Origin of the sequence: Bradyrhizobium sp. 76 (assembly GCF_023073025.1) — a bacterium.
Taxonomy (GTDB): domain Bacteria; phylum Pseudomonadota; class Alphaproteobacteria; order Rhizobiales; family Xanthobacteraceae; genus Bradyrhizobium.
This window is the reverse complement of sequence record NZ_JADPIS010000131.1, coordinates 168,522-189,282: the sequence shown is the minus strand read 5'-3', so window position 1 is coordinate 189,282 and position 20,761 is coordinate 168,522. Positions and strand designations below refer to the sequence as shown.

Here is a 20,761-nt window from a genome sequence, read left to right as displayed (position 1 = left end):
AGATTTCATGTCAGTCCCAGGCCAAAGCCCTGAGCGGAGCGCGAGGGCGCTGCTGCTTGAAGGCGTCAACGACAGCGCCGTGGACCTGTTCAGAACGGCGGGTTTCACCAATGTCGAGCGCCTGACCAAGGCACTGGACGGCGAGGATTTGCGGCGGGCGCTCAAAGGCGTGTCATTGCTCGGCATCCGCTCGCGCACCCAGATCACCGATCAGGTGCTGGAAGCGGCCGACCAGCTTCTCGCCGTCGGCTGCTTTAGCGTCGGCACCAACCAGGTCGATCTGCTGGCGGCGCGCAAGCGCGGCATTCCAGTGTTCAACGCGCCGTTCTCCAACACGCGCAGCGTCGCCGAGCTCGTGATCGGTGAGATCGTGATGCTGCTGCGGCGCATCTTCCCGCGCTCGGTGTCAGCCCATGAGGGCGGCTGGGACAAGTCGGCGACCGGCAGCCGCGAGGTGCGCGGCCGCACCCTCGGCATCATCGGCTACGGCAATATCGGCTCGCAGCTCTCGACGCTGGCCGAGGCGATCGGCATGCGCGTGATCTATTTCGACCGCACCGACAAGCTCCGCCACGGTAACACCGAGCCGGTCGAGAAGCTGGAAGAGCTGCTGGCGCAGAGCGACGTCGTCAGCCTGCATGTGCCGGAAACGCCGGAGACATCAGGGATGATCGGCGAGAAGGAGCTGCGGGCGATGAAGCCCGGCTCCCTCCTGATCAACAACAGCCGCGGCACCGTCGTCGATCTCGATGCGCTGGCGGGAGCTCTGCGCGACGGTCACCTCGCGGGCGCCGCCATCGACGTGTTTCCGGTCGAGCCGTCCTCGAACTCCGATCGCTTCAAGAGCCCGGTGCAGGGCCTCGGCAATGTCATCCTCACCCCGCATATCGGCGGTTCGACTGAGGAGGCGCAGGAGCGCATCGGCGGCGAGGTCGCGCGCAAGCTGGTCGACTTCTTCATCACCGGCTCGACCACGGGGGCGGTGAATTTTCCGGAGGTGCAGCTGCATCTGCGCCCCTCCGGCGCGCGCTTCAGCCACGTCCATCGCAACGTGCCCGGCATGCTGCGCCGGCTCAACGAAGTGTTCCTGCAGCGCGACATCAATATCGCCGCGCAATATCTGGAGACCTCCGGCGACCTCGGTTACGTCGTGCTCGACGCCGACCTCGGCGGCCAAGATTCAGGCGCGCTGCTGCAGCAGATCCGCAGCCTCGAGGGCACCGTCGGCGCGCGGCTGGTGTTTGAGCACTAGCGTCATTGACGGCCGGTCGGAAGGCGCCTTGAATACGGCCTGCTGGCGGAACGAACGAGAAAAGAAAGTGCAGGGGGAAACGATGGCGCAAGGGCGTGCGAAGCTGTGTGTATTGCTCGTGGGCGCAGTGACTGCACTGGGCGCGAACTCCGCTGCTGCGGTGACGCTGGCCGAGGATGCGGACGCCGTCTGCAAGGGCCTGGTCGGCGGCACTGACGCCGTGAAGATCGATTCGGCGACGTTGCTGGCGCCGTCGCAACTGGCCGTCGCCGAACGCGGCCCGACGCCGTCGGGGCGCGTCACGCCCGCCAATCCCGGCTTCTGCAAGGTGCTCGGCCATATCGATCCCACCGATCCCAAGGCGCCGCCGATCAGATTTCAGGTCAATTTGCCCGTCGAATGGAACGGCCGCTCGCTGCAATATGGCGGGGGCGGATTCAACGGCGTGCTGATCACGGGCCTGACGCTGCCGCCGGCCTATCCCTTCGACAAGCCGTCGCCGCTCGCGCGCGGCTTCGTCACCTACGGCACCGATTCCGGTCACGAGTCCAAGCCGGGCGAACCGCCGCAGCTGTTCGCGCTCAACGACGAAGCCTTCGAGAATTTCGCCCATCGCGCCTACAAGAAGGTGCGCGATGCGGCCGTCGCGCTGATGCAGCGCGCTTACGGCAAGAGACCTGAGAAAATGTACTTCATGGGGTCGTCCGAAGGCGGTCGCGAAGGCCTGACCATGGCGCAGCGCTATCCTGATGATTTCGACGGTATCTTTGCCCGCGTGCCCGTCATCAACTGGGTCGGCTTGCAGCATGCCGGCACCCGCTCGGGGCTCGTGACCATGGGTGACGGCTGGATCAATCCGGCGCAGGTGAAGCTCGTCGGCGATGCCGTGCGGGCCGCTTGCGACAAGGCCGATGGCTCCGACGACGCGCTGGTGCAAGATCCCGTGTCCTGCAAGGCGGCGTTCAAGGTCGAGACGCTGCGTTGCGCGAGCGGCAAGACGGGCGATCAGTGCCTCACCGACGCGCAGATCAAGGCGATCGACACCCTCCATTCGACCTACAAATTCCCGTTCCCGCTCGCCAACGGTCTCGATGATTATCCGGGCTGGGGCGTGTCGGGCGAGGACACGCCGGCGGTTGGCCCGACCGGCGGCTGGGTCGCATGGTGGCTCGGCACGGCGTCTCCTGCGCAGCCGCCTGCGCCCAATAACGGCATCGCCTGGATCTACGGTGCCGGCGGCATCCAATATGTGTTCGCGCGCGATCCCAAGCTCGACGTGACGACCTATAAGCCCGAAGAGCACAAGGGGCGGCTGCTCGAGGTCTCCAGCCTGATGGATTCCACCGACCCCGACCTCAGCCGCTTCCGCGCTCGCGGCGGCCGGCTGATCATGCTCGAACATATGGCGGACTACGCGCAGAGCCCCTATGCCGGCATCCGCTATTTCGAGAGCGTCGAACGCAAGCTCGGCAAGGCCGAGACGGCCGAATTCGCGCGGCTCTACACCGCGCCCGGGGTCGACCATGTCGGCTCCGGCGCGCCGGCCAATGTCGACATGCTGAGCGCGCTGGTCGACTGGGTCGAAAAGGGCAAGGCGCCCGGCGATTTGGAAGTCGCCGAGCAGAAGGTCGAAGCGCCGTCCTTTGCGACGCTTCGCGCGCTGCCGCTGTGCCGCTGGCCGGCCTGGCCGCACTACAAGAGCGGTCCGGTGACGGAGGCAGCGAGCTTCACCTGCGCGCCGTAGCCGGCGCGCCACTTCGGAGCGTCACCCGGCGGCCATTGCCTGCGCGCCGCCGAGCAGCTGCGCGTTGAGCCGGCCGCCGGAGAACAGCATGTCGTCAAGGGCTTCGTCGATATCGGCGGGAGATCACGGTGTTGCCGCCGTCCCGTGCGATGCTTCCTTGCGCCAGCCGCCGCATCAGCTCCTTGATGAAGGCGCAACTGGTGCCCTCGCTGCGTCGGGCAGCCTCCGCGATCACCGCCCCCTCGAGCGGCAGTCCCCTGCCGTAGAGCCGGACCAGCTTGCCGCGGCCGGTCTCGTCGGGCAGCGGCACTTCGATGGCTTGATCGATGCGGCCGGGGCGACCCGCGAGAGCTCCCTCGAGGTCCTCCGGCCGGTTGGTGGTCAGGACGAACAGGATGTCGGCGTCTTCCTTCAGCCCGTCCATCTCGTTGAGCAGCTTGTTCGGCATGGATTCCTCACACGGCCCCATGTCATCGCGGTCGCGGGCGATGAGATCGACATCCTCGATCACCACCATCGACGGCTGGAGCAGGCGTGCCAGGCTCATATAGGCCGCCGAGCAGACCGATCTGCTCGGCCGTGATGATCAGCGTCGTATGCCCGGGCAAATGCGTTGCGAGATAGCGGATCGTGTGGGTCTTGCCAGTGCCCGGCGGCCCGTACAGCAAGATGCCTTTGCGTGTCGATTGACCCAGCCGGCGCAATTGGTCTCGGGTGTTGACGAAGGTCAGAACGTTGCGATCGAGCAGCCGCAGGGTCTGCTCCGGCAGAATCACCTCGTCGCGCGCGACCTGCGGCAAGCGATGCACCGTGATGCCGCGCGAGCGACCGCGATAGTCGGAGTCGGCATCGAGCGACAGGATCTTGCCGCGATAGGTCCGCGCAGCCTGTACGGCTTCCTCCAATTCATTGAAGCATTGCTGGACGAGAGCCGCGCCTGCGGAACCTGAAGGCACCAGGATCTCGATCCGAATTCCGGGCTCGCGACTGTATTCGCGCTGTGCGCAGAGCAAAACCGCGTAGCGGAGATGATCCTGCTCACACAGCCATAGTCCGTTATCCAGACACCTGACCGGGCTCTTCTCGCCTACATCGACGTCGGAATATTGCAGCGGGGCAATCGCGATCGCATAGCGGCCCTCCTTGAGCAGTCGTGGGATCGACAGCGTTTCGTAGCGCTGCTCCTCGTTCAGTCCCACCAGCCGGATGGCCTTGCCGAAGAGCCGGTCGACCGCGGCTTGAAGATCGACCCGCATGTGGCCGGGAAATTGGCGGATCGTGGTCACGAGTTTGCTGCGCGCGGCGCTGGCAAGGTGCCAATCGAGAACGTCGCAAGCAAAGTCGAAATCTTCCTCTTGTTCGTTCGAGGGTTCATCCGCCGCACGCATGCAGTCGCTGCACAGCCAGACCGTTCGGTCGCCGATACGAACGTCGGTCTGTCCCTCAGGCTTGCCACAGAGTTCGCAAGGAGTCTTGACCGCCTCTAGCGTGACCTGCAGTTGGTGGCCGGCCAATTCGGTGGATTGTTGCGCAGATTTGAAAAGGGCTTCGGCAACCGATTGCGGGTAAGGCCCGCAAACCGCTTTTTCCTTCTGCTCGATCTGAGTGATCAGCGCTGTCGCTTCACGGTCTGATTTGCCGAAAACCTGCCGAAGCAGATCCATCACGAATCGGTCCGGCGTATCATCGTCATTATGAATTACGAGCTGGGTCGGCTGGTTCTCGCCACGCATACTGTTCATCACGAAAGGTCTCCGGGACAATCTATGATTGAACAGAACGAATAGGGAACACAAAAGAAGCGACCGTCAAGCTGGGCGGCGGCGACTAATTGCGATTGGTGGGTGAGGTTCTGGTGCGCCGGTGCGGCCCTGTTGCTCGACGATGCCACGGCACATCGATCCAGCTGCCGTCCTTTGACATCCCGGGCCGCCTCGACTATATATTTCGCATGCGAAATAAAGCGGCCGGCTCGGGGCATCATCGGCTGATCTACCTGTTGAGCGTGGCCCAACGCCGCGTGCAGCGCTGGATGGCGGGGCAGCCTTCGAGCGAGGTCACGCCGGCGCAGGCAGGACTCCTGTTCATCCTCGGCAAGCAGGACGGCGTCCTGATGGGCGAGGCCGGCGCGGCGCTCGACATGGGGCCGGCCGGCATCTCGGGGTTGGTCGACCGTACGGCGGCGGCTAAACTGGTCGAGCGGCGCGCGGATCACGAGGATGGTCGCGCCTGGCGCGTCTGGCTGACGCCGAAGGGGCGAACGGCGCTGGCGCAGGCGAAGGCCAGCGCAGCAAAGGTCAATGCGGCATTGACGGAAGGATTTACCGGCGCGGAGATCGACGTCGTCGCGCGCTGGCTGACGAGCATTCAGGATAAATTCCCAAGAGGAGCGAACGAATGACTGACCAAGTCCGGATCGAGAACAACGGCGGAATTCTCACGCTCACGCTGGCGCGCCCCGACAAGAAGAACGCGCTGACGGATGCGATGTACGGCATACTTGCCGACGCCATCGAATCCGCCAGGTCGGATGCGTCGGCCCGCGTGATCCTGATCCGCGGCGAAGGCGACATGTTCACTGCCGGCAACGACGTCGGCGAATTCGCCGCGGTCGCAGCGGGCAAGTCGGAAGGAAGCCGCAACGTCGTGCGCTTCATCCAGTCGCTGGCGCGCTGCACCCGGCCCTTGGTTGCGGCGGTGCAGGGCCGCGCCGTCGGCGTCGGCACCACGATGCTGCTGCATTGCGACCTCGTCGTGCTTGCCGACAACGCGCAACTGTCGACGCCCTTCGTCAGCCTTGCGCTGGTGCCGGAAGCCGCCTCCAGCCTGCTGATGCCGGCGCGCATCGGCTACGCGCGGGCCTACGAGATGTTCGCGCTGGGCGAGACCGTGCCGGCCAAATCCGCTCTGGAATGGGGGCTCGCCAACCGCGTGGTGCCGCTCGACAAGCTCGATGCCGAAGCGCTCGCGCTGGCGCAGCGTCTTGCCCGTCAGCCGGCCGGCGCGCTCACCGCCACCAAGAAGCTGATGCGCAATGGCGAGGCGCTGGTCGCGCAGATGAATGCCGAAGGCGAGCAGTTCGGACTGCGCCTGTGCACCGCCGAGGCGCGCGAGGCCTTCACGGCATTTGCGGAGCGCCGCCCGCCGGATTTCACCAAGGTTGCGTGATATCCGGGGCTGTACTGAGGCTCGTCGGGCCGGAACTTCAAGCCCATTCGATTAAAACCTTAACGGAACATTGGCATGTCGCGGGCAAGGTGGCGCTCGAAAGAATAGGCCCCGACACCATGGCAATGTTTAAGAAATCGGTAAGTTCGCTCCTCCTGACCTTGATGGCCCTGCTGGCCGCGGGTGCGCTGGCCTCCACGGCGATCCAGATGGTCGGGGCGTTCGGCCGCTATAGCGACAGTCTCGAGACCGCGCGGCTTGCCGCGGCCGACAAGGCGATCTTCCATGGCGTGCTGGCGCTGCGCAACAATCGTGGCGATGCGCAGAGCGCGATCCTCGGCGAGGATGATCCGCGAGCAAAACTAGAGGCGGCGGAGAAGGCCGAGCAGGGCGGCTATGACGCGATCGGAGCCGCGCTTGCCACCGTCGACTTCGCCCGCCGCGACGAACTCGCCGGCACATTGAAGCAGGGCTGGAGCGCCGCGGCGCCGCAATTCCAGCTGTTCTACGATGAAGCCAAGCGTCCGCGTGCCGAGCGCAAGATCGAGCGCACCAACTCCTGGTATGATGCCGTCACCAAGGTGATCGAAACGGCCAACCTCGCCTCCACCGCCGTGTCGAACCGTGCCTGGATGGACGACCCCTTCATTGCACGCATGATCCAGGTCCGGCGCTTCGCCTGGCAGGTGCGAGACCGCTATGGAATCCATTGTTCGTCGCTTCGCTCCAACGTCAACGGCAGCAAGCCGCTCGACGACGCTCAGAAGCGGTCAGTGGCGCAATGGGATGGCACGATCACCTCCGGCTGGGCGGGCATGGCCGAGTTGCTGGCTGCGCCGGGCGTGGCGGCGGAGCTGGTGACGGCAGCGACGGACGCGAAGGCCAAGACCGACGGTGCCCTCAAGCAGATCGGCGACCTCACCAAGAATTTCGACGGCAGCGGCAAGCCCGCGATGCCCGCCGCGGAATGGAATACGCTGTGTCAGTCACCCTTCGCGTCCATCGTCGCGGTGGCGAACAAGGCGCTCGACCAGTCGATCGTCCGGGCGGAGACGGTGCAGGCTAGGGCGCTCACCAATCTCGTCGTGCAGTCGCTCGCGTTCCTGCTCGCGCTCGCCGTGACCCTGGCCGGCGTGTACGTGATCCGCAACCGCCTCATGCGCCCGGTGCGTGCCATCCTGGATGCCATCGCCAAGATCAGCGCCCGCGATTACGCGACGCCCGTCCCGCAATCCAGGTATCCCGACGAGTTCGGCACCATGGCCGCCGCGCTCGAAAGCCTGCGCGAGAGCGCGGCGACCGCGGAACGTCTGGGCAAGGAGCGCGAATCGCAGCAGGCGCTGCAGCTCGCCCGCTCCGGTACCGTCGATGCGGCTTGCCGCAGTTTCGACGACACCGTGCAAGCCGTCATTCACAGCGTTGCGGCGTCGACGAAGGAACTCGATGCCACCGCGACCGACGTGCGCTCGCTGGTGTCAGAATCGAGCAGCCAGACCGCGGCGGTCTCGTCCTCCGCCGAACAGGCCACCAACAATCTCGAGACCATCGCGGCCGCAACCGAAGAACTCTCCGCGTCCGTCGGCGAGATCTCCGCGCAGGTGCAGGCCAGCGCACGCGAGGCCCGTGAAGCCGTGTCGCAGGCAGCGCAGACCAATGCGACGGTCGAGATCCTCGATCAGACCGCTGGCCGCATCGGCGAGGTCGTGAAGATGATCAACGCCATCGCAGGACAGACCAATCTGCTGGCGTTGAACGCCACCATCGAAGCCGCGCGCGCGGGCGAGGCCGGCCGCGGCTTCGCCGTGGTCGCCGGCGAGGTCAAGAGCCTCGCCTCGCAGACGGCGACGGCGACGGAAGAGATCTCCCGCCAGGTCGCGGAGATCCAGGGCGCGACCGGCCAGGCGGTCACCGCCATCCGCGCGATCGGCGGCGCGATCAGCGGCATCGACGAGAAGATGACGGCGATCGCGGCCGCGGTCGAACAGCAGCGCGCTGCCACCACCGAGATCTCCCGCAACTTCCAGCAGGCCGCGCAGGGAACCCGCGAGGTCACCGACACCATCGGCAGCGTCGCCAGGCTCAACCAGGAGACAGGCAATGCCGGTTCGGTGCTGTCGGTGTCCGTGTCGAAAATGTCCGCCGACGCCGATCGTCTCCGCGTGGCGGTCGAGGGCTTTTTGGGCGCGGTGAGGACCGCATAACTTCGACGATCTTCGTCCCACCGTCGCGCCATCGGCATTGCCGCCGATGCACGCGGCGGGTACATCTGTGACGCTGCGCGAGCGTCGCGGCAGGTGTAAGAGATATCAGGGATGGAGAGTTCGATGCCGGTCACGCCCCAACACAAGGCCCAGCGCCCCTATCGCGGCGTGTTCCCGGTCGCACCCACCATCTTCGACGAGCGCGGCGAGCTCGACCTCGAGGGACAGCGCCGCTGCATCGATTTCATGATCGACGCAGGCTCGAATGGTCTATGCATTCTCGCCAATTTTTCCGAGCAGTTCGTGCTCACCGATGCCGAGCGCGAGACCGTGATGCATGCGGTACTGGAGCATGTCGCGGGCCGCGTTCCCGTGATCGTCACGACCACGCATTTCAGCTCGGCCGTCTGCGCCGCGCGGAGCCAGCAGGCCGAGGCGGCCGGTGCCGCCATGGTCATGGTCATGCCGCCCTATCACGGCGCAACCTTCCGCGTGCCCGAGAAAGGCGTGGTCGAATTCTTCAAGGTGCTGTCGGGCGCAATCAAGATTCCGATCATGATCCAGGACGCGCCTGTCGCCGGCACGCCGCTGTCGGTCGAGCTGCTCGCGCGGCTGGCGCGCGACTTCTCCAACATCCGCTATTTCAAGATCGAGGTTCCAGGCGCTGCGTCAAAGCTGCGCAGCCTGATCGACGCCGGCGGCAGCGATATCGAGGGTCCCTGGGACGGCGAGGAAGCGATCACGCTGCTCGCCGATCTCGATGCCGGCGCCACCGGCGCGATGACCGGCGGCGGCTATCCCGACGGCATCCGCCAGATCGTCGATCCCTATTTCGCCGGCAAACGTGAAGAGGCCAAAGCCGCCTACGAACGTTGGCTGCCGCTGATCAACTACGAAAACCGCCAATGCGGCCTGATCGCCTGCAAGGCGATGATGCAGGCCGGCGGCGTGATCAAGTCGGACACGGTGCGGCATCCGCTGCAGCCGTTGCACCCGGCGACGCGGGCCGGGCTGCTGGAGCTCGCGAAGGAGCGCGATGCGCTGGCGTTGCGGTGGGGGAAGTAACTCACTCATCGTCGTTGCGAGCAGCGAAGCGACGAAGCAAGCCAGGCTATTTCCGCGGACGCAGTCTGGATTGCTTCGCTGCGCTCGCAATGACGGAGCTTGAGGAAGCTATCTCGCCAACGCCCACTCGCCTACAATGCGAAACCTTGCTCCCGCATCATCCTGCTTGAACAATGCAATGCGATCGATCGCCAGCGCATCAAGCCCGAGCGCCGCGAACCGCGCGCGCAGCGTCTCCAGAATTGGCCTGCGGCGCTCCGCGTCCAGCCGCCCCGTCAACGTCATGTGGAAGCGGAATTCCTCCATCACGTAGGGGTAGCCCCAGCGGTCGAGATAGTCGCGCTGCCGCTCGCTGAGCTTCTCGGGCTTGCGCCGCGCGCGATCTTCCGCCGTCAGGGCGGTGCGAAAGCCATCGAACGCGCGGACGCAATCGGCGGCGAACTCTTGGAGCGCATCGACCGGCTCGGCCGGAATGACCGCGATGAAGCCGCTGATGGCATCGACAATCGGGCGGATCACCGGGATCGACCGCGCCTCGCCAGCGAAGGCCACGCAGGCCGCCAAAAGCTCCGCCTCCGTCCTGCCCGGCGCGAGCGCCATCGGCGCTTTCAGCGTGCCATGAAAACCGTATTTGCGAGGATCGGCGGTGATGTCGCGCCAGTCCGGCGCGAGACGCGCTGCCTCGGCGGGAAAGGGCAGCTCGTTGCCGGTATAGACATCGTAACCGAGCAGCTCCGCGCCGAAGCGGGAGAGGGCGCTGTCGCTGCCTGCGGCAAAATAGATCGCGTAGCGGGAGGGGGCGGTCATCGTCCGAGCATAGCGGGTTTATGCCGCGACGACAGCTTCGCGCGGGGTAGCTGCCATGCCAAGCAACCGCGTCGCGTCGGTGAGATGCACGAGCTTGCCGCTCGATATCACGGCGATCAGCCGCGGCCGCAGCGGCACGCTGTCATCGACCAGCACAATGTCCGCGCGTCGGCCTTCCGCGAGCACGCCGCGATCGGCAAGGCCGGTCGCGCGCGCCGGCGCGGCGGAGACCAGGTTCCAGGCTTCGGTCAGCGGCAGCACGCCATCGGCGGCGAGGCGGAACGCAGCGAGCAGCTGCGCGGGATAGTAATAGTCCGAGGCCAGCACGGAGCAGAGCCCCTTGGCGATCATGTCGGATGCTTTGGTCCAGCCCGTGTGGCTGCCGCCGCGCACGACGTTCGGTGCGCCGTAGACGATGTCGTCGCCGTGGCTTGCCGCCGCCCGCGCCGTCTCCTCGTTGATCGGAAACTCCGCGAGCGCCACGCCCATGGCGCGAAAGCCCTGGCGCATCGCCGGCGTCGCATCGTCATGCGAGAGCATCCGCACGTCGGCGGCGCGCGCCGCCGCGGCGAGCCGCGACACGGAAGCCGGCACTTCACTGGCGCGGGAGAGCACACGCTCGACGAGGCGATCGAATTCCTCGCTCGACAGGCCGGTGCGCTCCACCATGCGGTTGCGCTTGCGCGGCTTGGCCATGTCCCCAACCGTGCCGTCCATGTGGTCGTTGAAGGCGAAGAGGTCGACGCGGCCATCGCTGAGCCACTGGCTGATCTCGGTTTCGGCGTCGAGATTGTAGGTCTCGTGGCGCAGGTGAAAGCGGGTGTCGGCCGCGAATTGCGGGCGCTGCCGTTCGATCGCCTCCATCAGGCCGCGCGCATTGTCGGCGCTGCGCAGGCCCGGCTCCCACGAACAGGTCGTGGCGTGAAACACCGTGGTGATGCCGTTGCCGATCGCCTGGCGGTCGCTATCGGCGAGCGCCACGTCGATTGGAAAATCGACCCCGGCGCGCGGCATCATCTGCCGCTCGAAGGCATCGCCATGCAGATCGACGATGCCCGGCAGGACCAGCAGGTCGCGCGCGTCGATAGCCAGCCGCGCCCGGCCGCGAGAGGCATCGATCTCTGCGATGTCCGTTCCGGACAGGGCAAGCGAAGTTTCGACGAGCTCGGAGCCGATCAGGGTTCGGCCGCCCTCAAGGAAAATGTCTGTCACGCGACTGCGCTTGGTTTGCTGCCAACAGAATTGTTGAGAGAACTTGCTCGTGCTTCGTATGTCGAGAGAAAATCTTCAATCCCGAGCTTGCGGAAATCGGGCAATGCTGTACGCAATTTGTCGTGATCCCAATCCCACCAGGCGAGGCTGGCGAGCCGTCCGGCAACCTCTTCCGAGAACCGCCGGCGCACGATGCGCGCCGGATTGCCGGCGACGATGGTGTAGGCCGGCACGTCCTTGGTGACGATGGCGCCGGCCGCGATCACCGCGCCGGTGCCGATGTTGCGACCCGGCAGCGCGATCGCGCCATGGCCGATCCAGACGTCATGGCCGATATGGACGTGATGCTGGCGCCGCCAGTCGAAGAATTCCGTGTCGTCGCTCTCGCCTTCGAAATAGGCGCTCGAACGATAGGTGAAGTGCGCCTGCGTGGCGCGGTGCATCGGGTGATTGCCCGGATTGATCCGTGTCATCGCCGCGATCGAGCAGAACTTTCCGATGGTGGCGTAGGTGATCTGGGCGTCGTTCACGACATAGGAGTAATCGCCCATCGTCACCTCGTGTAGCATCGTGCGCGCGCCGACCTCGGTATAGGCGCCAAGCCTGGCGTCGTGCAGCTTCGCCGAGGGATCGACAGTCGGCTGGACCGAAAGAGCTTTGGCGGCCATGTTGCATCCGAACGAGAGGGCGGGCGTTTCTCTTCGAGCGGCTTGATGACAATGTCATGACGACGCGATGACAGGGCATGAACAGGGGATGAGGTGCGTAGGATCGCCACACCGCAACGTCCGTGTCACACAAGTGTCAAGCGCCGGCGTTAGCGGTGGGTCCCAGCTACTCTGGAGCCCTGCATGCTGGTGGTTGAAGGTCTGACGTGTCGCTTCGGCGTGAAAGCCGCGGTGGACGACGCCTCGTTTCAAGTCTCTCCCGGCGGTTTCGTCGGCGTGATCGGGCGCTCCGGCGCCGGCAAGTCGACCCTGCTGCGGACCATCAACCGTCTCGCGGCCCCTTCGCAGGGCCGCATCCTGTTCGACGGTCTCGACGTCACCGCGCTACGCGGCAAGGAGCTGCGGCAGTGGCGGGCGCGCTCGGCGATGATCTTTCAGCAGTTCAATCTGGTCGGCCGGCTCGATGTTCTCACCAATGTCCTGATGGGACGGCTTGCGACGATGCCGGCCTGGCGCTCGCTGTCGCAGGCTTGGCCCGAGCAGGACAAGGCGCTGGCGATGTCCGCGCTTGAGCAGTTCGACATCGCCCCGCTCGCGGCCCAGCGCGCCGACCAGCTCTCCGGCGGCCAACAGCAGCGCGTCGCGATTGCCCGCGCGCTGGTGCAGCAGCCCGACATCATCCTCGCCGACGAGCCGATTGCCTCGCTCGATCCGCGCAACACCAAGATCGTCATGGATGCGCTTTTGCGCATCAACAAGCATTTTGGCATCACCGTGCTCTGCAATCTGCATTCGCTCGACCTGGCGCGCAGCTATTGCGACCGCCTGATCGGCATGGCGCAGGGACGCGTGGTGTTCGACGGCGCGCCGGCTGAGTTGACCGAGCACGTTGCGCGCGAGCTCTACGATCTCGAAGCCGCCGATGTCATGGGCGGCCCGCCCGCACCGGTGCGACAGGGCATTCCGGCGCTTGGAACGGCGGCCGCCGCCTGAGCGGCGCCGCATCAGGACCCACCAGTTTTGCGTCAACCGACCTCAAACGATGAAGAGTATATCATGATCACTCGCAGATTGATTCTTGCCGGCGCCGCCGCGCTCGCGTTCACGACCTCGGCTTCCGCCGAGGACTGGAAAGCTAGATATCCCGAACTGACCTTCGCGGTCATTCCGGCGGAAAACGCCTCGGGCGTCACCGAGCGTTGGGCGCCGTTCATGAACTATCTCTCCAAGGAATTGGGCGTGAAGGTCACGCTGCGCATCGCCAACGACTACGCGGCCGTCATCGAAGGTCAGCGTGCCGGCAACATTCATATCGCAAGCTATGGCTCGGCGTCGTTTGCCCGCGCCCGCCTGACCGGCGTCAAGACCGACGCCTTCGCCAACGACATCAACTCCGACGGCTCTACCGGCTACTACTCGGTGTTCTTCGTCAAGGCGAGCAGCCCCTACAAGAGCATCGACCAGCTCAAGGGCAAGAACCTCGGCCTGGTCGACCCGAACTCAACCTCCGGCAACAACGTGCCGCGCTTCGAGCTCGACAAAATGGGCATCGCGGACGCCGACACCTATTTCAGCAAGGTCGTCTTCACCGGCAGCCACGAGAACGCGATCCTGGCACTGGCGCAGGGCACGGTGGACGTCGCCGCCAACCAGTGGACCAGCGACGACGATTCGACGCTGGCGCAGATGCTGACCAAGGGCATGCTGAAGAATGCCGACGGTTCGGCGATGAAGAAGGACGATTTCCGCATCATCCACAAGTCGGCGCCGATCATCAACGGCCCCTATGCCTACAATTCCGATCTGCCGGAAGAGGCCAAGGCCGCGATCGCGAAGGCGTTCTTCGACGCGCCGGCCAAGGACAAGGCAGCCTTCGATCGCCTCCAGGACGGCCAGAAGAAGGGTTTTCATCCCGCGACCACCAAGGATTGGGATGGCACGATCGAGCTGATCAAGTTCGTCGATGCACTGCGTAAGAAGAAGGCGTCCTGAGTTTCGGGACGATGCCACTGGAGCCGGGTCGATGGACCCGGCTCTTTCTCTTTGATCGCTCAACTTTCCTGATCAGATGACCGTCGCGGTTTCGATCCTTCCCGAGCAGCAGCTCGCTGTGCTCAACGCCGCCTATCGCCAGGCGGTCGCGCGCAGGCGAGGGCGCCTCCTGTTCGGAGCCGTGGTGTTCGCCGCTGCGCTGCTTCTGGCGGCGATCGGCGCGGAAGTGAATCTGCGCACCCTGTTCGCCCATTACGGCAACTTCATCAGCTATTTCGACCGCATCCTCACACTCGACAGCGGACAGCGGGTCTGGACCGATGTCGGCGAGTGGCTCTGGGGCTGGCAGAAATGGCTGAGGATGCTGGGCGAGACCCTGTTGATCTCCTATGTCGGCACGCTGATCGGCGCGACTTTTGCATTCTGGCTGAACTTCTTCGCGGCTGAAAACACCTCGCCCGCGCCCTGGCTGCGGTTCGCGGTGCGGCGTCTGCTTGAATTCGCCCGCACGGTGCCCGGCATCGTGTTTGCGCTGATCTTCGTGATCGCCTTCGGGCTCGGACCGATGGCGGGCGTGCTGGCCATTGCGATTCACTCCACCGGCGCGCTCGGAAAGCTGTTCTCCGAGATCGTCGAGAACGCCGACATGAAGCCGGTCGAAGGCGTTCGCTCGACCGGCGCGAGCTGGCTGTCCTGCATGCGCTTCGCCATCCTGCCGCAGGTCACGGCAGGCTATGCCAGCTACGCGCTGCTGCGTTTCGAGATCAACGTTCGCGAGGCCTCCGTGATGGGATTCGTCGGCGCCGGCGGCATCGGCCAGGAGCTGGTCGTCGCCATCCGCAAGTTCTATTACTCCGACGTCAGCGCCATCCTGCTCACCATCATCGTCACGGTCTTCATTATCGACATCAGCACCGGCTGGCTGCGCGGCCGCCTGTTCGGCAGGGAGACGCGGACGTGACGGGGCCGCAGAGATCGACATCGCCGCGCTTCGAGCGCGCTACCCTGATGTGTTCGACCGGCCGGCCTCGGCGCGGCTCGCCATGCCGGGGATGATCGTCGCGGCGCTCGCGATCCTGATTTATGGCCTCGTCGATCTCGATTTCTCGCCCTCGCGCTTCGTCGCCGGCCTCAGCCAGCTCGGCTGGATCAGCTTGATGATGATTCCGCCGGATCCCGGCTCGTCGCTGCCGATCTATCTGAAGGCGCTGGGCGAGACCCTGTCGATCGCGCTGCTCGGCACGACGCTGGCTGCGGTGTTCGCGCTGCCGGTCAGTCTTCTTGCCGCGCGTAACGTGGTGCCGTCGAGTATTTTGCGCTTCCCGATTCGACGCTTCCTGGATTCGATCCGCGGCATCGACACGCTGATCTGGGCGCTGGTGTGGATCAACGTGGTCGGGCTCGGCCCGTTTGCCGGCGTGCTCGCCATTGCCGTGTCCGATTTCGGCGCCTTTGGAAAGCTGTTCTCGGAGGCGATCGAGGGCGCGGACCAGAAGCAGGTCGAGGGCATCCGCGCCTCCGGCGGCAGTGCGCTGCACGAGATCCGCTTCGGTCTGCTGCCGCAGGTCCTGCCCGTGATCGCCGGCCAGGTGCTCTATTTCATCGAGTCGAACACGCGTTCGGCTACCATCATCGGCATCGTCGGTGCCGGCGGTATCGGCCTCCAGCTCGCCGAGCAGATCCGCGTGCTGGAATGGCAGAAGGTGTCGTTCCTGATCCTGATGATCCTGGTCGCGGTCGCCGCGATCGATTTCGTCTCGGGAAAACTGCGCTTCGCGATTATTGGGCGAAGGGCGGTGGCCTGATCACCGATTTCGTAGGGTGGGTAAAGCGCAGCGTGCCCACCAGTTCAATCGCAGCACTGGATGGATGGTGGGCACGGCGCAAGTGCGCCTTTGCCCACCCTACGACTCCACCAGAAATTCCACCCGCTCCGCCGCAAAGCGCGAATGCTTGGTGACCAGCGGCTTGCCGTCGAGATCGTGATCGGTGGCGTCGACCACCAGGATCGGCCGTCCCAGCGCCAGATCGAGCCGTGCGGCGTCGGTTGCGTCAACGATGCCGGCGGTGATCCGGGTCGCGCCGCGGCGATAGTCGCGGACGCCGTAATGCTCGAGCAATTTCGTCATCGAGCGGGTCGCGGCAAAGACGTCGCCCGCACCCGGAAACAGCTGCGCCGACAGCCACGTCGTGGAGACGCAGATCGGCGTGCGGTCGGCGAGGCGCATCGCCTCGATCCGCACCAGCGGTGCACCAGTCTTGAGGCCGAGTTCCCGCGCGAGTTCGCGGGTCGCGACATCATCGGACGCCTCGATCAACCGGCCATGCGGTTCGCGGCCCTCCGCGCCGACGATCTCGGAGAAACGAGTCCGCGATCGCAGCGGATAGGCGAGCTTCTGCGTCTCGACATAGGTTCCGCTGCCGCGTTCGGCCCGCACGATGCCGCGCTCGGCAAGCGCGGCCAGCGCGCGCCGCACGGTGTGGCGGTTGACGCGATAGGTTTCGGCGATCTCCACCTCGCCCGGCAGCTTGTCGCCGGCCGCAAAGCGGCCATCGGCGATGCCGCGCTCGATGCCGTCGGCAACGAGGCGCCACAATGCGACGCCGGAGGAAGCTGTGTCTTGCATGCTCATGTGGCCGGGAAGCTACTCCAGAAATCACGCCCTTGTCACGAAACAGTCATGGCGCTCCGCTATCAAGTTGTCTAGTATCATAGACAACTTGGATTCGGCAAGTTCTGCAGAAAAGTCGGTGGATGTGGTGACCCAGCACAACAATCAGCAAGCCCAGCGCAAGGCCGCAATGGCCGTGCTGGCGCACGCGGAGGCGGGCGAGATCGCCGCTCGCCTCCGCGCTCTCGCTTTGCCGGCGCATCAGGATCTGCGCGCGCCGGAAAACGGCCTCGTCATGCTGCGCGGCCGGGTCGGCGGCGACGGCGCGCCGTTCAACCTCGGTGAAGCCACCGTGTCGCGCGCCGCGGTGCGGCTTGCGAGCGGCGAGGTCGGTTTCGGTTACACGCTCGGTCGCGACGGCGAGAAGGCGCGGCTGATCGCGCTGTGCGATGCGCTGGTGCAGTCCAGCGATTTCGGCGCCGCGGTGGAGCGGGATATTATCGCGCCGTTGCGTGAGCAGCTGATGGCCAAGCGCAAACAGGTGGCGGCCGAGACCGCCGCGACGAAGGTTGATTTCTACACCATGGTGCGCGGTGAGGGGTGAGATCATGACCACGATTGCGGAGCTGCCGCCGGGGTTCGCCGACAAGGTGCTGTCGGCGCAATCGACCTTTCGCTCGGTCATGGACGCGATGGCGCGGCCGGGATCGGTCCAGCGCATCGTGCCGACATCAGGAGCGCCTCAAACGATGATGCGCGGCACGGCCGCGATCGCGCTGACGCTGTTCGACCACGACACGCCGCTCTGGCTCGATGCGCGCATGTCGGAAAGCACCGACGTGACAAAATGGCTGAAGTTCCACACCGGCGCACCGGTGGTGCAGGATCCCTCGATCGCCAGCTTCGCGCTGATCGGCGACGGCGGAGTGCTGTCTTCGCTCGAGCGCTTCGCGCTCGGCACCAGCGAATATCCGGATCGCTCGACCACATTGATCTTCCAGGTCGATAGCCTTGACACCGGACGCAGCTTCGAGCTGCGCGGTCCCGGCATCGACGGCGTCGCCACGCTCCAGGCGTCGATCAAGCCGTTCGACCTGTTCGAGCGCCTGCGCGTCAACGAAACGCTGTTTCCGCGCGGCATCGATGTGGTGCTGGTCGCCGACGATGCCGTGGTTGCGATCCCGCGCACCACGCGCGTCGTGAATAAGGGAAGCTAAGCATGTATGTCGCAGTCAAAGGCGGCGAACGCGCCATCGAGAACGCCCATCGCCTGCTCGCCAGTGCGCGACGCGGCGATCAAAGCGTGCCGGAAATCACGCTCGACCAGATCTCGGAGCAACTCGGCCTCGCCGTGGACCGCGTCATGAGCGAAGGCTCGCTCTATGACCGCGAGCTCGCGGCGCTCGCCATCAAGCAGGCGCGCGGCGATCTGATCGAGGCGATCTTCCTGGTCCGTGCCTTCCGCGCCACGCTGCCGCGCTTCGGCGCCAGCGAGCCGGTCGAGACCGGCGCGATGCGGGTGCAGCGGCGGGTGTCCTCGACCTTCAAGGACATTCCCGGCGGCCAGATTCTCGGGCCGACCTTCGACTACACCCATCGCCTGCTCGATCCCTCGCTCGCCGAAGGCTTTGTGCCGGAAGCGCCAGCGACGGCCGAAGCATCGACAGTGCCCACGCCGCGGGTGACGGATATCCTCGGCCGCGACGGCCTGATCGAGCCCTCGCCGCAAGCGGAAGAGGGCGCCAGCGTCGGCGACCTCACCCGCGAGCCGCTGAACTTTCCGGCGGATCGTGACCTGCGCCTGCAAAATCTCGCGCGTGGCGACGAAGGGTTCTTGCTGGCGATGGGCTATTCCACCCAGCGCGGCTACGGCCGCAACCATCCCTTCGCCGGCGAGATTCGCTTCGGCGAGGTCGATGTTGAATTTTCGACGGAAGACGCCGGCTTCGTCGTGCCGCTCGGCTCGATCGAGCTCACCGAATGTCAGATGGTCAACCAGTTCAAGGGCTCCGCGACCGAAGCGCCGTGCTTCACCCGCGGCTATGGCCTCGCCTTTGGCCAGAGCGAGCGCAAGACCATGTCGATGGCGCTGGTCGACCGCGCGTTGCGTGCGCGCGAGCTCGGCGAAGAGGCACTCGCCCCTGCGCAAGACGAAGAATTCGTGATGTCGCATTCGGACAACGTTCAGGCGACCGGCTTCGTCGAACATCTGAAGCTGCCGCATTATGTCGACTTCCAGTCCGAGCTCGGCCTGCTGCGCAAGCTGCGCAAGGAATTCACTGAAGCCAATGCGCCTGATGCCATGAAGGAGGCCGCGGAATGAACGCGCCCGCCTACAATTTCGCCTATCTCGACGAACAGACCAAACGGATGATCCGCCGCGCAATCCTCAAGGCGATCGCGATCCCCGGCTATCAGGTGCCGTTCGCCAGCCGTGAAATGCCGATGCCCTATGGCTGGGGCACCGGCGGCGTCCAGGTCACCGCGGCGATCCTCGGGCCCGAGGACGTGCTGAAGGTGATCGACCAGGGCTCCGACGACACCACCAACGCGATCTCGATCCGCCAATTCTTCGCCAAGACCGCCGGCGTCGCCACGACGACCGCGACTGAAGATGCGACCGTGATCCAGACCCGTCACCGCATCCCGGAGACGGCGCTGCACGCAAATCAGGTGCTGGTCTATCAGGTGCCGATCCCGGAGCCGCTGCGTTTCCTCGAGCCGCGGGAGACCGAGACGCGGCGCATGCATGCGCTCGCCGAATACGGCCTGATGCATGTCAAGCTCTACGAGGACATCGCCCGCTTCGGCCATATCGCGACGGCTTACGCCTATCCGGTGAAGGTCAATGCGCGCTACGTCATGGACCCGTCGCCGACGCCGAAATTCGACAATCCCAAGATGGACAATTGCCCGGCGCTGCAACTGTTCGGCGCCGGTCGCGAGAAACGCATCTATGCGATCCCGCCCTATACGCAAGTCGTGTCGCTCGACTTCGAGGACCATCCCTTCGAGCCGTATCGCTTCAACGCGCCTTGCGCACTGTGCGCCGCGGAAAATTCCTATCTCGACGAGATCGTCACCGACGACAAGGGCGGTCGCATGTTCGTCTGCTCCGACACCGATTACTGCGAGGGCCGCCAGGCCGCCGGCCATCACGGCAGCCTCAGCGCCGCGCCGTACAAGGACAAGGCGCAGGAGGCATCGAATGGCTGATCAAGACATGCTCGAGAACGACGAGCCGCTGCTGGTCGCAAAATCCCTCAGCAAGTCCTATGGCCGCATCGCGGCATGCCGCGACGTGTCCTTTGCGCTCTATCCCGGCGAAGTGCTGGCCATCGTCGGCGAATCCGGCTCGGGCAAATCGACGCTGCTGCAGCTCCTGTCCGGTCAGCTCGCGGCCAGCGGTGGGCACGTCTCCTATCGGATGCGCGACGGCGTCATTCGCGATCTCGCCACGCTGGGCGAGGCCGAGCGGCGCTTCCTGTTCCGCACCGATTGGGGTTTCGTTCATCAGGATCCCGCGCAGGGGCTGCGCATGGCGGTCTCGGCCGGCGCCAATGTCGGCGAACGGTTGATGGCGGTGGGCTGGAATCATTACGGCCGCATTCGCGATACCGCGTCGGACTGGCTGACCCGCGTCGAGATCGACATCGCACGCATCGACGATGCGCCGCGGACCTATTCCGGCGGCATGCGCCAGCGTCTCCAGATCGCCCGCAACCTCGTCACCGAGCCGCGGCTGGTGTTCATGGACGAGCCGACCGGCGGACTTGATGTTTCGGTGCAGGCGCGCCTGCTCGATCTCGTGCGCAGCCTCGTCGCCGAGCTGCACCTCGCGGTCATCATCGTCACCCATGATCTCGCGGTCGCGCGCCTACTGTCGCACCGTGTGATGGTGATGAAGGGCGGCCGCGTGATCGAGACCGGCCTCACCGACCAGGTGCTCGACGATCCCCGCGAGCCCTATACCCAGCTGCTCGTCTCCTCGATTCTGCCGCCATGAGGCTTCAACGCCATGAGCCTTGCAAGAAGAGTTT

Annotated in this window: 21 protein-coding genes; 15 read left to right on the top strand and 6 right to left on the bottom strand. The window is 65.3% G+C overall.

Going from position 1 to position 20,761, the window contains the following annotated elements:
* Positions 1-7 precede the first annotated feature (7 nt).
* Both serA and IVB48_RS34190 read left to right on the top strand, forming a co-directional pair.
* On the top strand, positions 8-1,252 hold the full coding sequence (serA, locus tag IVB48_RS34195; RefSeq protein WP_247407140.1) for a phosphoglycerate dehydrogenase: 1,245 nt from the start codon (positions 8-10) through the stop codon (positions 1,250-1,252).
* An 82-nt stretch (positions 1,253-1,334) separates the two neighbouring features.
* Complete coding sequence (locus IVB48_RS34190; RefSeq protein ID WP_247407136.1) at positions 1,335-2,996, top strand: tannase/feruloyl esterase family alpha/beta hydrolase; 1,662 nt, start codon at positions 1,335-1,337, stop codon at positions 2,994-2,996.
* Between the two features lie 94 nt (positions 2,997-3,090).
* Here IVB48_RS34190 and IVB48_RS41035 read toward each other — a convergent pair whose 3' ends face one another.
* Together IVB48_RS41035 and IVB48_RS34185 are read right to left on the bottom strand one after the other, a co-directional pair.
* Complete coding sequence (locus IVB48_RS41035) at positions 3,091-3,543, bottom strand: ATP-binding protein (protein WP_253075331.1); 453 nt, start codon at positions 3,541-3,543, stop codon at positions 3,091-3,093.
* On the bottom strand, positions 3,467-4,738 hold the full coding sequence (locus IVB48_RS34185) for an ATP-dependent Clp protease adaptor ClpS (protein ID WP_253075332.1): 1,272 nt from the start codon (positions 4,736-4,738) through the stop codon (positions 3,467-3,469). Before IVB48_RS34185 ends, IVB48_RS41035 begins: the two co-directional genes overlap by 77 nt.
* 209 nt (positions 4,739-4,947) lie before the next feature.
* Here IVB48_RS34185 and IVB48_RS34180 point away from each other — a divergent pair, with 209 nt between their 5' ends.
* The 4 genes from IVB48_RS34180 to IVB48_RS34165 all read left to right on the top strand — a co-directional run bounded on the left by IVB48_RS34180 (position 4,948) and on the right by IVB48_RS34165 (position 9,430).
* On the top strand, positions 4,948-5,397 hold the full coding sequence (locus IVB48_RS34180; RefSeq protein ID WP_027565761.1) for a MarR family winged helix-turn-helix transcriptional regulator: 450 nt from the start codon (positions 4,948-4,950) through the stop codon (positions 5,395-5,397).
* A complete protein-coding gene (locus IVB48_RS34175) occupies positions 5,394-6,164 on the top strand; it encodes an enoyl-CoA hydratase (protein WP_247407133.1) in 771 nt (256 codons plus the stop codon). Before IVB48_RS34180 ends, IVB48_RS34175 begins: the two co-directional genes overlap by 4 nt.
* A gap of 119 nt (positions 6,165-6,283) precedes the next feature.
* Positions 6,284-8,365: a methyl-accepting chemotaxis protein gene (locus IVB48_RS34170; protein ID WP_247407131.1), complete on the top strand. Its 2,082-nt coding sequence runs from the start codon at positions 6,284-6,286 to the stop codon at positions 8,363-8,365.
* Positions 8,366-8,488: 123 nt separating this feature from the next.
* On the top strand, positions 8,489-9,430 hold the full coding sequence (locus IVB48_RS34165; protein WP_247407128.1) for a dihydrodipicolinate synthase family protein: 942 nt from the start codon (positions 8,489-8,491) through the stop codon (positions 9,428-9,430).
* A 108-nt stretch (positions 9,431-9,538) separates the two neighbouring features.
* Here the strand turns inward: IVB48_RS34165 and IVB48_RS34160 are convergent, their stop codons facing one another.
* From IVB48_RS34160 to IVB48_RS34150, 3 genes are read right to left on the bottom strand one after another with little or no spacing between them, the layout of a single operon-like run.
* The gene (locus tag IVB48_RS34160; RefSeq protein ID WP_247407125.1) at positions 9,539-10,237 is read right to left on the bottom strand and encodes a DUF1045 domain-containing protein; all 699 of its coding nucleotides are present in this window, start codon (positions 10,235-10,237) and stop codon (positions 9,539-9,541) included.
* Between the two features lie 18 nt (positions 10,238-10,255).
* On the bottom strand, positions 10,256-11,449 hold the full coding sequence (locus tag IVB48_RS34155; RefSeq protein WP_247407122.1) for an alpha-D-ribose 1-methylphosphonate 5-triphosphate diphosphatase: 1,194 nt from the start codon (positions 11,447-11,449) through the stop codon (positions 10,256-10,258).
* Positions 11,446-12,117 carry a chloramphenicol acetyltransferase gene (locus IVB48_RS34150; protein ID WP_247407119.1) on the bottom strand — a complete coding sequence of 224 codons (672 nt, stop codon included), beginning with the start codon at positions 12,115-12,117 and terminating at the stop codon, positions 11,446-11,448. The genes IVB48_RS34155 and IVB48_RS34150 overlap by 4 nt, the downstream gene beginning before the upstream one ends.
* Positions 12,118-12,300: 183 nt before the next feature.
* On the opposite strand from IVB48_RS34150, the gene phnC reads away from it, so the two are divergent.
* The 4 genes from phnC to phnE (IVB48_RS34130) all read left to right on the top strand — a co-directional run bounded on the left by phnC (position 12,301) and on the right by phnE (IVB48_RS34130) (position 15,914).
* Positions 12,301-13,110 carry a phosphonate ABC transporter ATP-binding protein gene (gene phnC / locus IVB48_RS34145; RefSeq protein WP_247407100.1) on the top strand — a complete coding sequence of 270 codons (810 nt, stop codon included), beginning with the start codon at positions 12,301-12,303 and terminating at the stop codon, positions 13,108-13,110.
* A 63-nt stretch (positions 13,111-13,173) separates the two neighbouring features.
* On the top strand, positions 13,174-14,109 hold the full coding sequence (gene phnD, locus IVB48_RS34140) for a phosphonate ABC transporter substrate-binding protein (RefSeq protein WP_027565753.1): 936 nt from the start codon (positions 13,174-13,176) through the stop codon (positions 14,107-14,109).
* 76 nt (positions 14,110-14,185) lie between these two features.
* Entirely contained in the window at positions 14,186-15,070 is an 885-nt protein-coding gene (phnE, locus tag IVB48_RS34135; RefSeq protein ID WP_247407094.1) for a phosphonate ABC transporter, permease protein PhnE, read from the top strand.
* 82 nt (positions 15,071-15,152) lie between these two features.
* Positions 15,153-15,914: a phosphonate ABC transporter, permease protein PhnE gene (phnE, locus tag IVB48_RS34130; protein WP_247285850.1), complete on the top strand. Its 762-nt coding sequence runs from the start codon at positions 15,153-15,155 to the stop codon at positions 15,912-15,914.
* Positions 15,915-16,013: 99 nt separating this feature from the next.
* Here phnE (IVB48_RS34130) and phnF read toward each other — a convergent pair whose 3' ends face one another.
* A complete protein-coding gene (phnF, locus tag IVB48_RS34125; RefSeq protein ID WP_247407092.1) occupies positions 16,014-16,742 on the bottom strand; it encodes a phosphonate metabolism transcriptional regulator PhnF in 729 nt (242 codons plus the stop codon).
* A 118-nt stretch (positions 16,743-16,860) separates the two neighbouring features.
* On the opposite strand from phnF, the gene phnG reads away from it, so the two are divergent.
* Genes phnG through phnK form a run of 5 tightly spaced genes read left to right on the top strand, consistent with a single transcriptional unit; the run spans position 16,861 to position 20,727 of the window.
* Entirely contained in the window at positions 16,861-17,325 is a 465-nt protein-coding gene (gene phnG, locus IVB48_RS34120) for a phosphonate C-P lyase system protein PhnG (RefSeq protein ID WP_027565749.1), read from the top strand.
* A gap of 4 nt (positions 17,326-17,329) precedes the next feature.
* Entirely contained in the window at positions 17,330-17,938 is a 609-nt protein-coding gene (phnH, locus tag IVB48_RS34115) for a phosphonate C-P lyase system protein PhnH (RefSeq protein WP_247407090.1), read from the top strand.
* Between the two features lie 2 nt (positions 17,939-17,940).
* Positions 17,941-19,044 (top strand): carbon-phosphorus lyase complex subunit PhnI, encoded by a 1,104-nt coding sequence (locus tag IVB48_RS34110; RefSeq protein ID WP_247407087.1) that lies wholly within the window; start codon positions 17,941-17,943, stop codon positions 19,042-19,044.
* A complete protein-coding gene (locus tag IVB48_RS34105; RefSeq protein ID WP_247407084.1) occupies positions 19,041-19,937 on the top strand; it encodes an alpha-D-ribose 1-methylphosphonate 5-phosphate C-P-lyase PhnJ in 897 nt (298 codons plus the stop codon). The genes IVB48_RS34110 and IVB48_RS34105 overlap by 4 nt, the downstream gene beginning before the upstream one ends.
* A complete protein-coding gene (gene phnK, locus IVB48_RS34100) occupies positions 19,930-20,727 on the top strand; it encodes a phosphonate C-P lyase system protein PhnK (protein ID WP_247285660.1) in 798 nt (265 codons plus the stop codon). Before IVB48_RS34105 ends, phnK begins: the two co-directional genes overlap by 8 nt.
* The last annotated feature ends 34 nt before the right edge of the window (positions 20,728-20,761 follow it).

Bases quoted from the DNA above. Each gene is read 5' to 3' on its own strand.
- serA (WP_247407140.1), top strand. From the start codon at position 8: ATGTCAGTCCCAGGCCAAAGCCCTGAGCGGAGCGCGAGGGCGCTGCTG.
- IVB48_RS34190 (WP_247407136.1), top strand. From the start codon at position 1,335: ATGGCGCAAGGGCGTGCGAAGCTGTGTGTATTGCTCGTGGGCGCAGTG.
- IVB48_RS41035 (WP_253075331.1), bottom strand. From the start codon at position 3,543: ATGAGCCTGGCACGCCTGCTCCAGCCGTCGATGGTGGTGATCGAGGAT.
- IVB48_RS34185 (WP_253075332.1), bottom strand. From the start codon at position 4,738: ATGAACAGTATGCGTGGCGAGAACCAGCCGACCCAGCTCGTAATTCAT.
- IVB48_RS34180 (WP_027565761.1), top strand. From the start codon at position 4,948: ATGCGAAATAAAGCGGCCGGCTCGGGGCATCATCGGCTGATCTACCTG.
- IVB48_RS34175 (WP_247407133.1), top strand. From the start codon at position 5,394: ATGACTGACCAAGTCCGGATCGAGAACAACGGCGGAATTCTCACGCTC.
- IVB48_RS34170 (WP_247407131.1), top strand. From the start codon at position 6,284: ATGGCAATGTTTAAGAAATCGGTAAGTTCGCTCCTCCTGACCTTGATG.
- IVB48_RS34165 (WP_247407128.1), top strand. From the start codon at position 8,489: ATGCCGGTCACGCCCCAACACAAGGCCCAGCGCCCCTATCGCGGCGTG.
- IVB48_RS34160 (WP_247407125.1), bottom strand. From the start codon at position 10,237: ATGACCGCCCCCTCCCGCTACGCGATCTATTTTGCCGCAGGCAGCGAC.
- IVB48_RS34150 (WP_247407119.1), bottom strand. From the start codon at position 12,117: ATGGCCGCCAAAGCTCTTTCGGTCCAGCCGACTGTCGATCCCTCGGCG.
- phnC (WP_247407100.1), top strand. From the start codon at position 12,301: ATGCTGGTGGTTGAAGGTCTGACGTGTCGCTTCGGCGTGAAAGCCGCG.
- phnD (WP_027565753.1), top strand. From the start codon at position 13,174: ATGATCACTCGCAGATTGATTCTTGCCGGCGCCGCCGCGCTCGCGTTC.
- phnE (WP_247407094.1), top strand. From the start codon at position 14,186: ATGACCGTCGCGGTTTCGATCCTTCCCGAGCAGCAGCTCGCTGTGCTC.
- phnE (WP_247285850.1), top strand. From the start codon at position 15,153: ATGCCGGGGATGATCGTCGCGGCGCTCGCGATCCTGATTTATGGCCTC.
- phnF (WP_247407092.1), bottom strand. From the start codon at position 16,742: ATGAGCATGCAAGACACAGCTTCCTCCGGCGTCGCATTGTGGCGCCTC.
- phnH (WP_247407090.1), top strand. From the start codon at position 17,330: ATGACCACGATTGCGGAGCTGCCGCCGGGGTTCGCCGACAAGGTGCTG.
- IVB48_RS34110 (WP_247407087.1), top strand. From the start codon at position 17,941: ATGTATGTCGCAGTCAAAGGCGGCGAACGCGCCATCGAGAACGCCCAT.
- IVB48_RS34105 (WP_247407084.1), top strand. From the start codon at position 19,041: ATGAACGCGCCCGCCTACAATTTCGCCTATCTCGACGAACAGACCAAA.
- phnK (WP_247285660.1), top strand. From the start codon at position 19,930: ATGGCTGATCAAGACATGCTCGAGAACGACGAGCCGCTGCTGGTCGCA.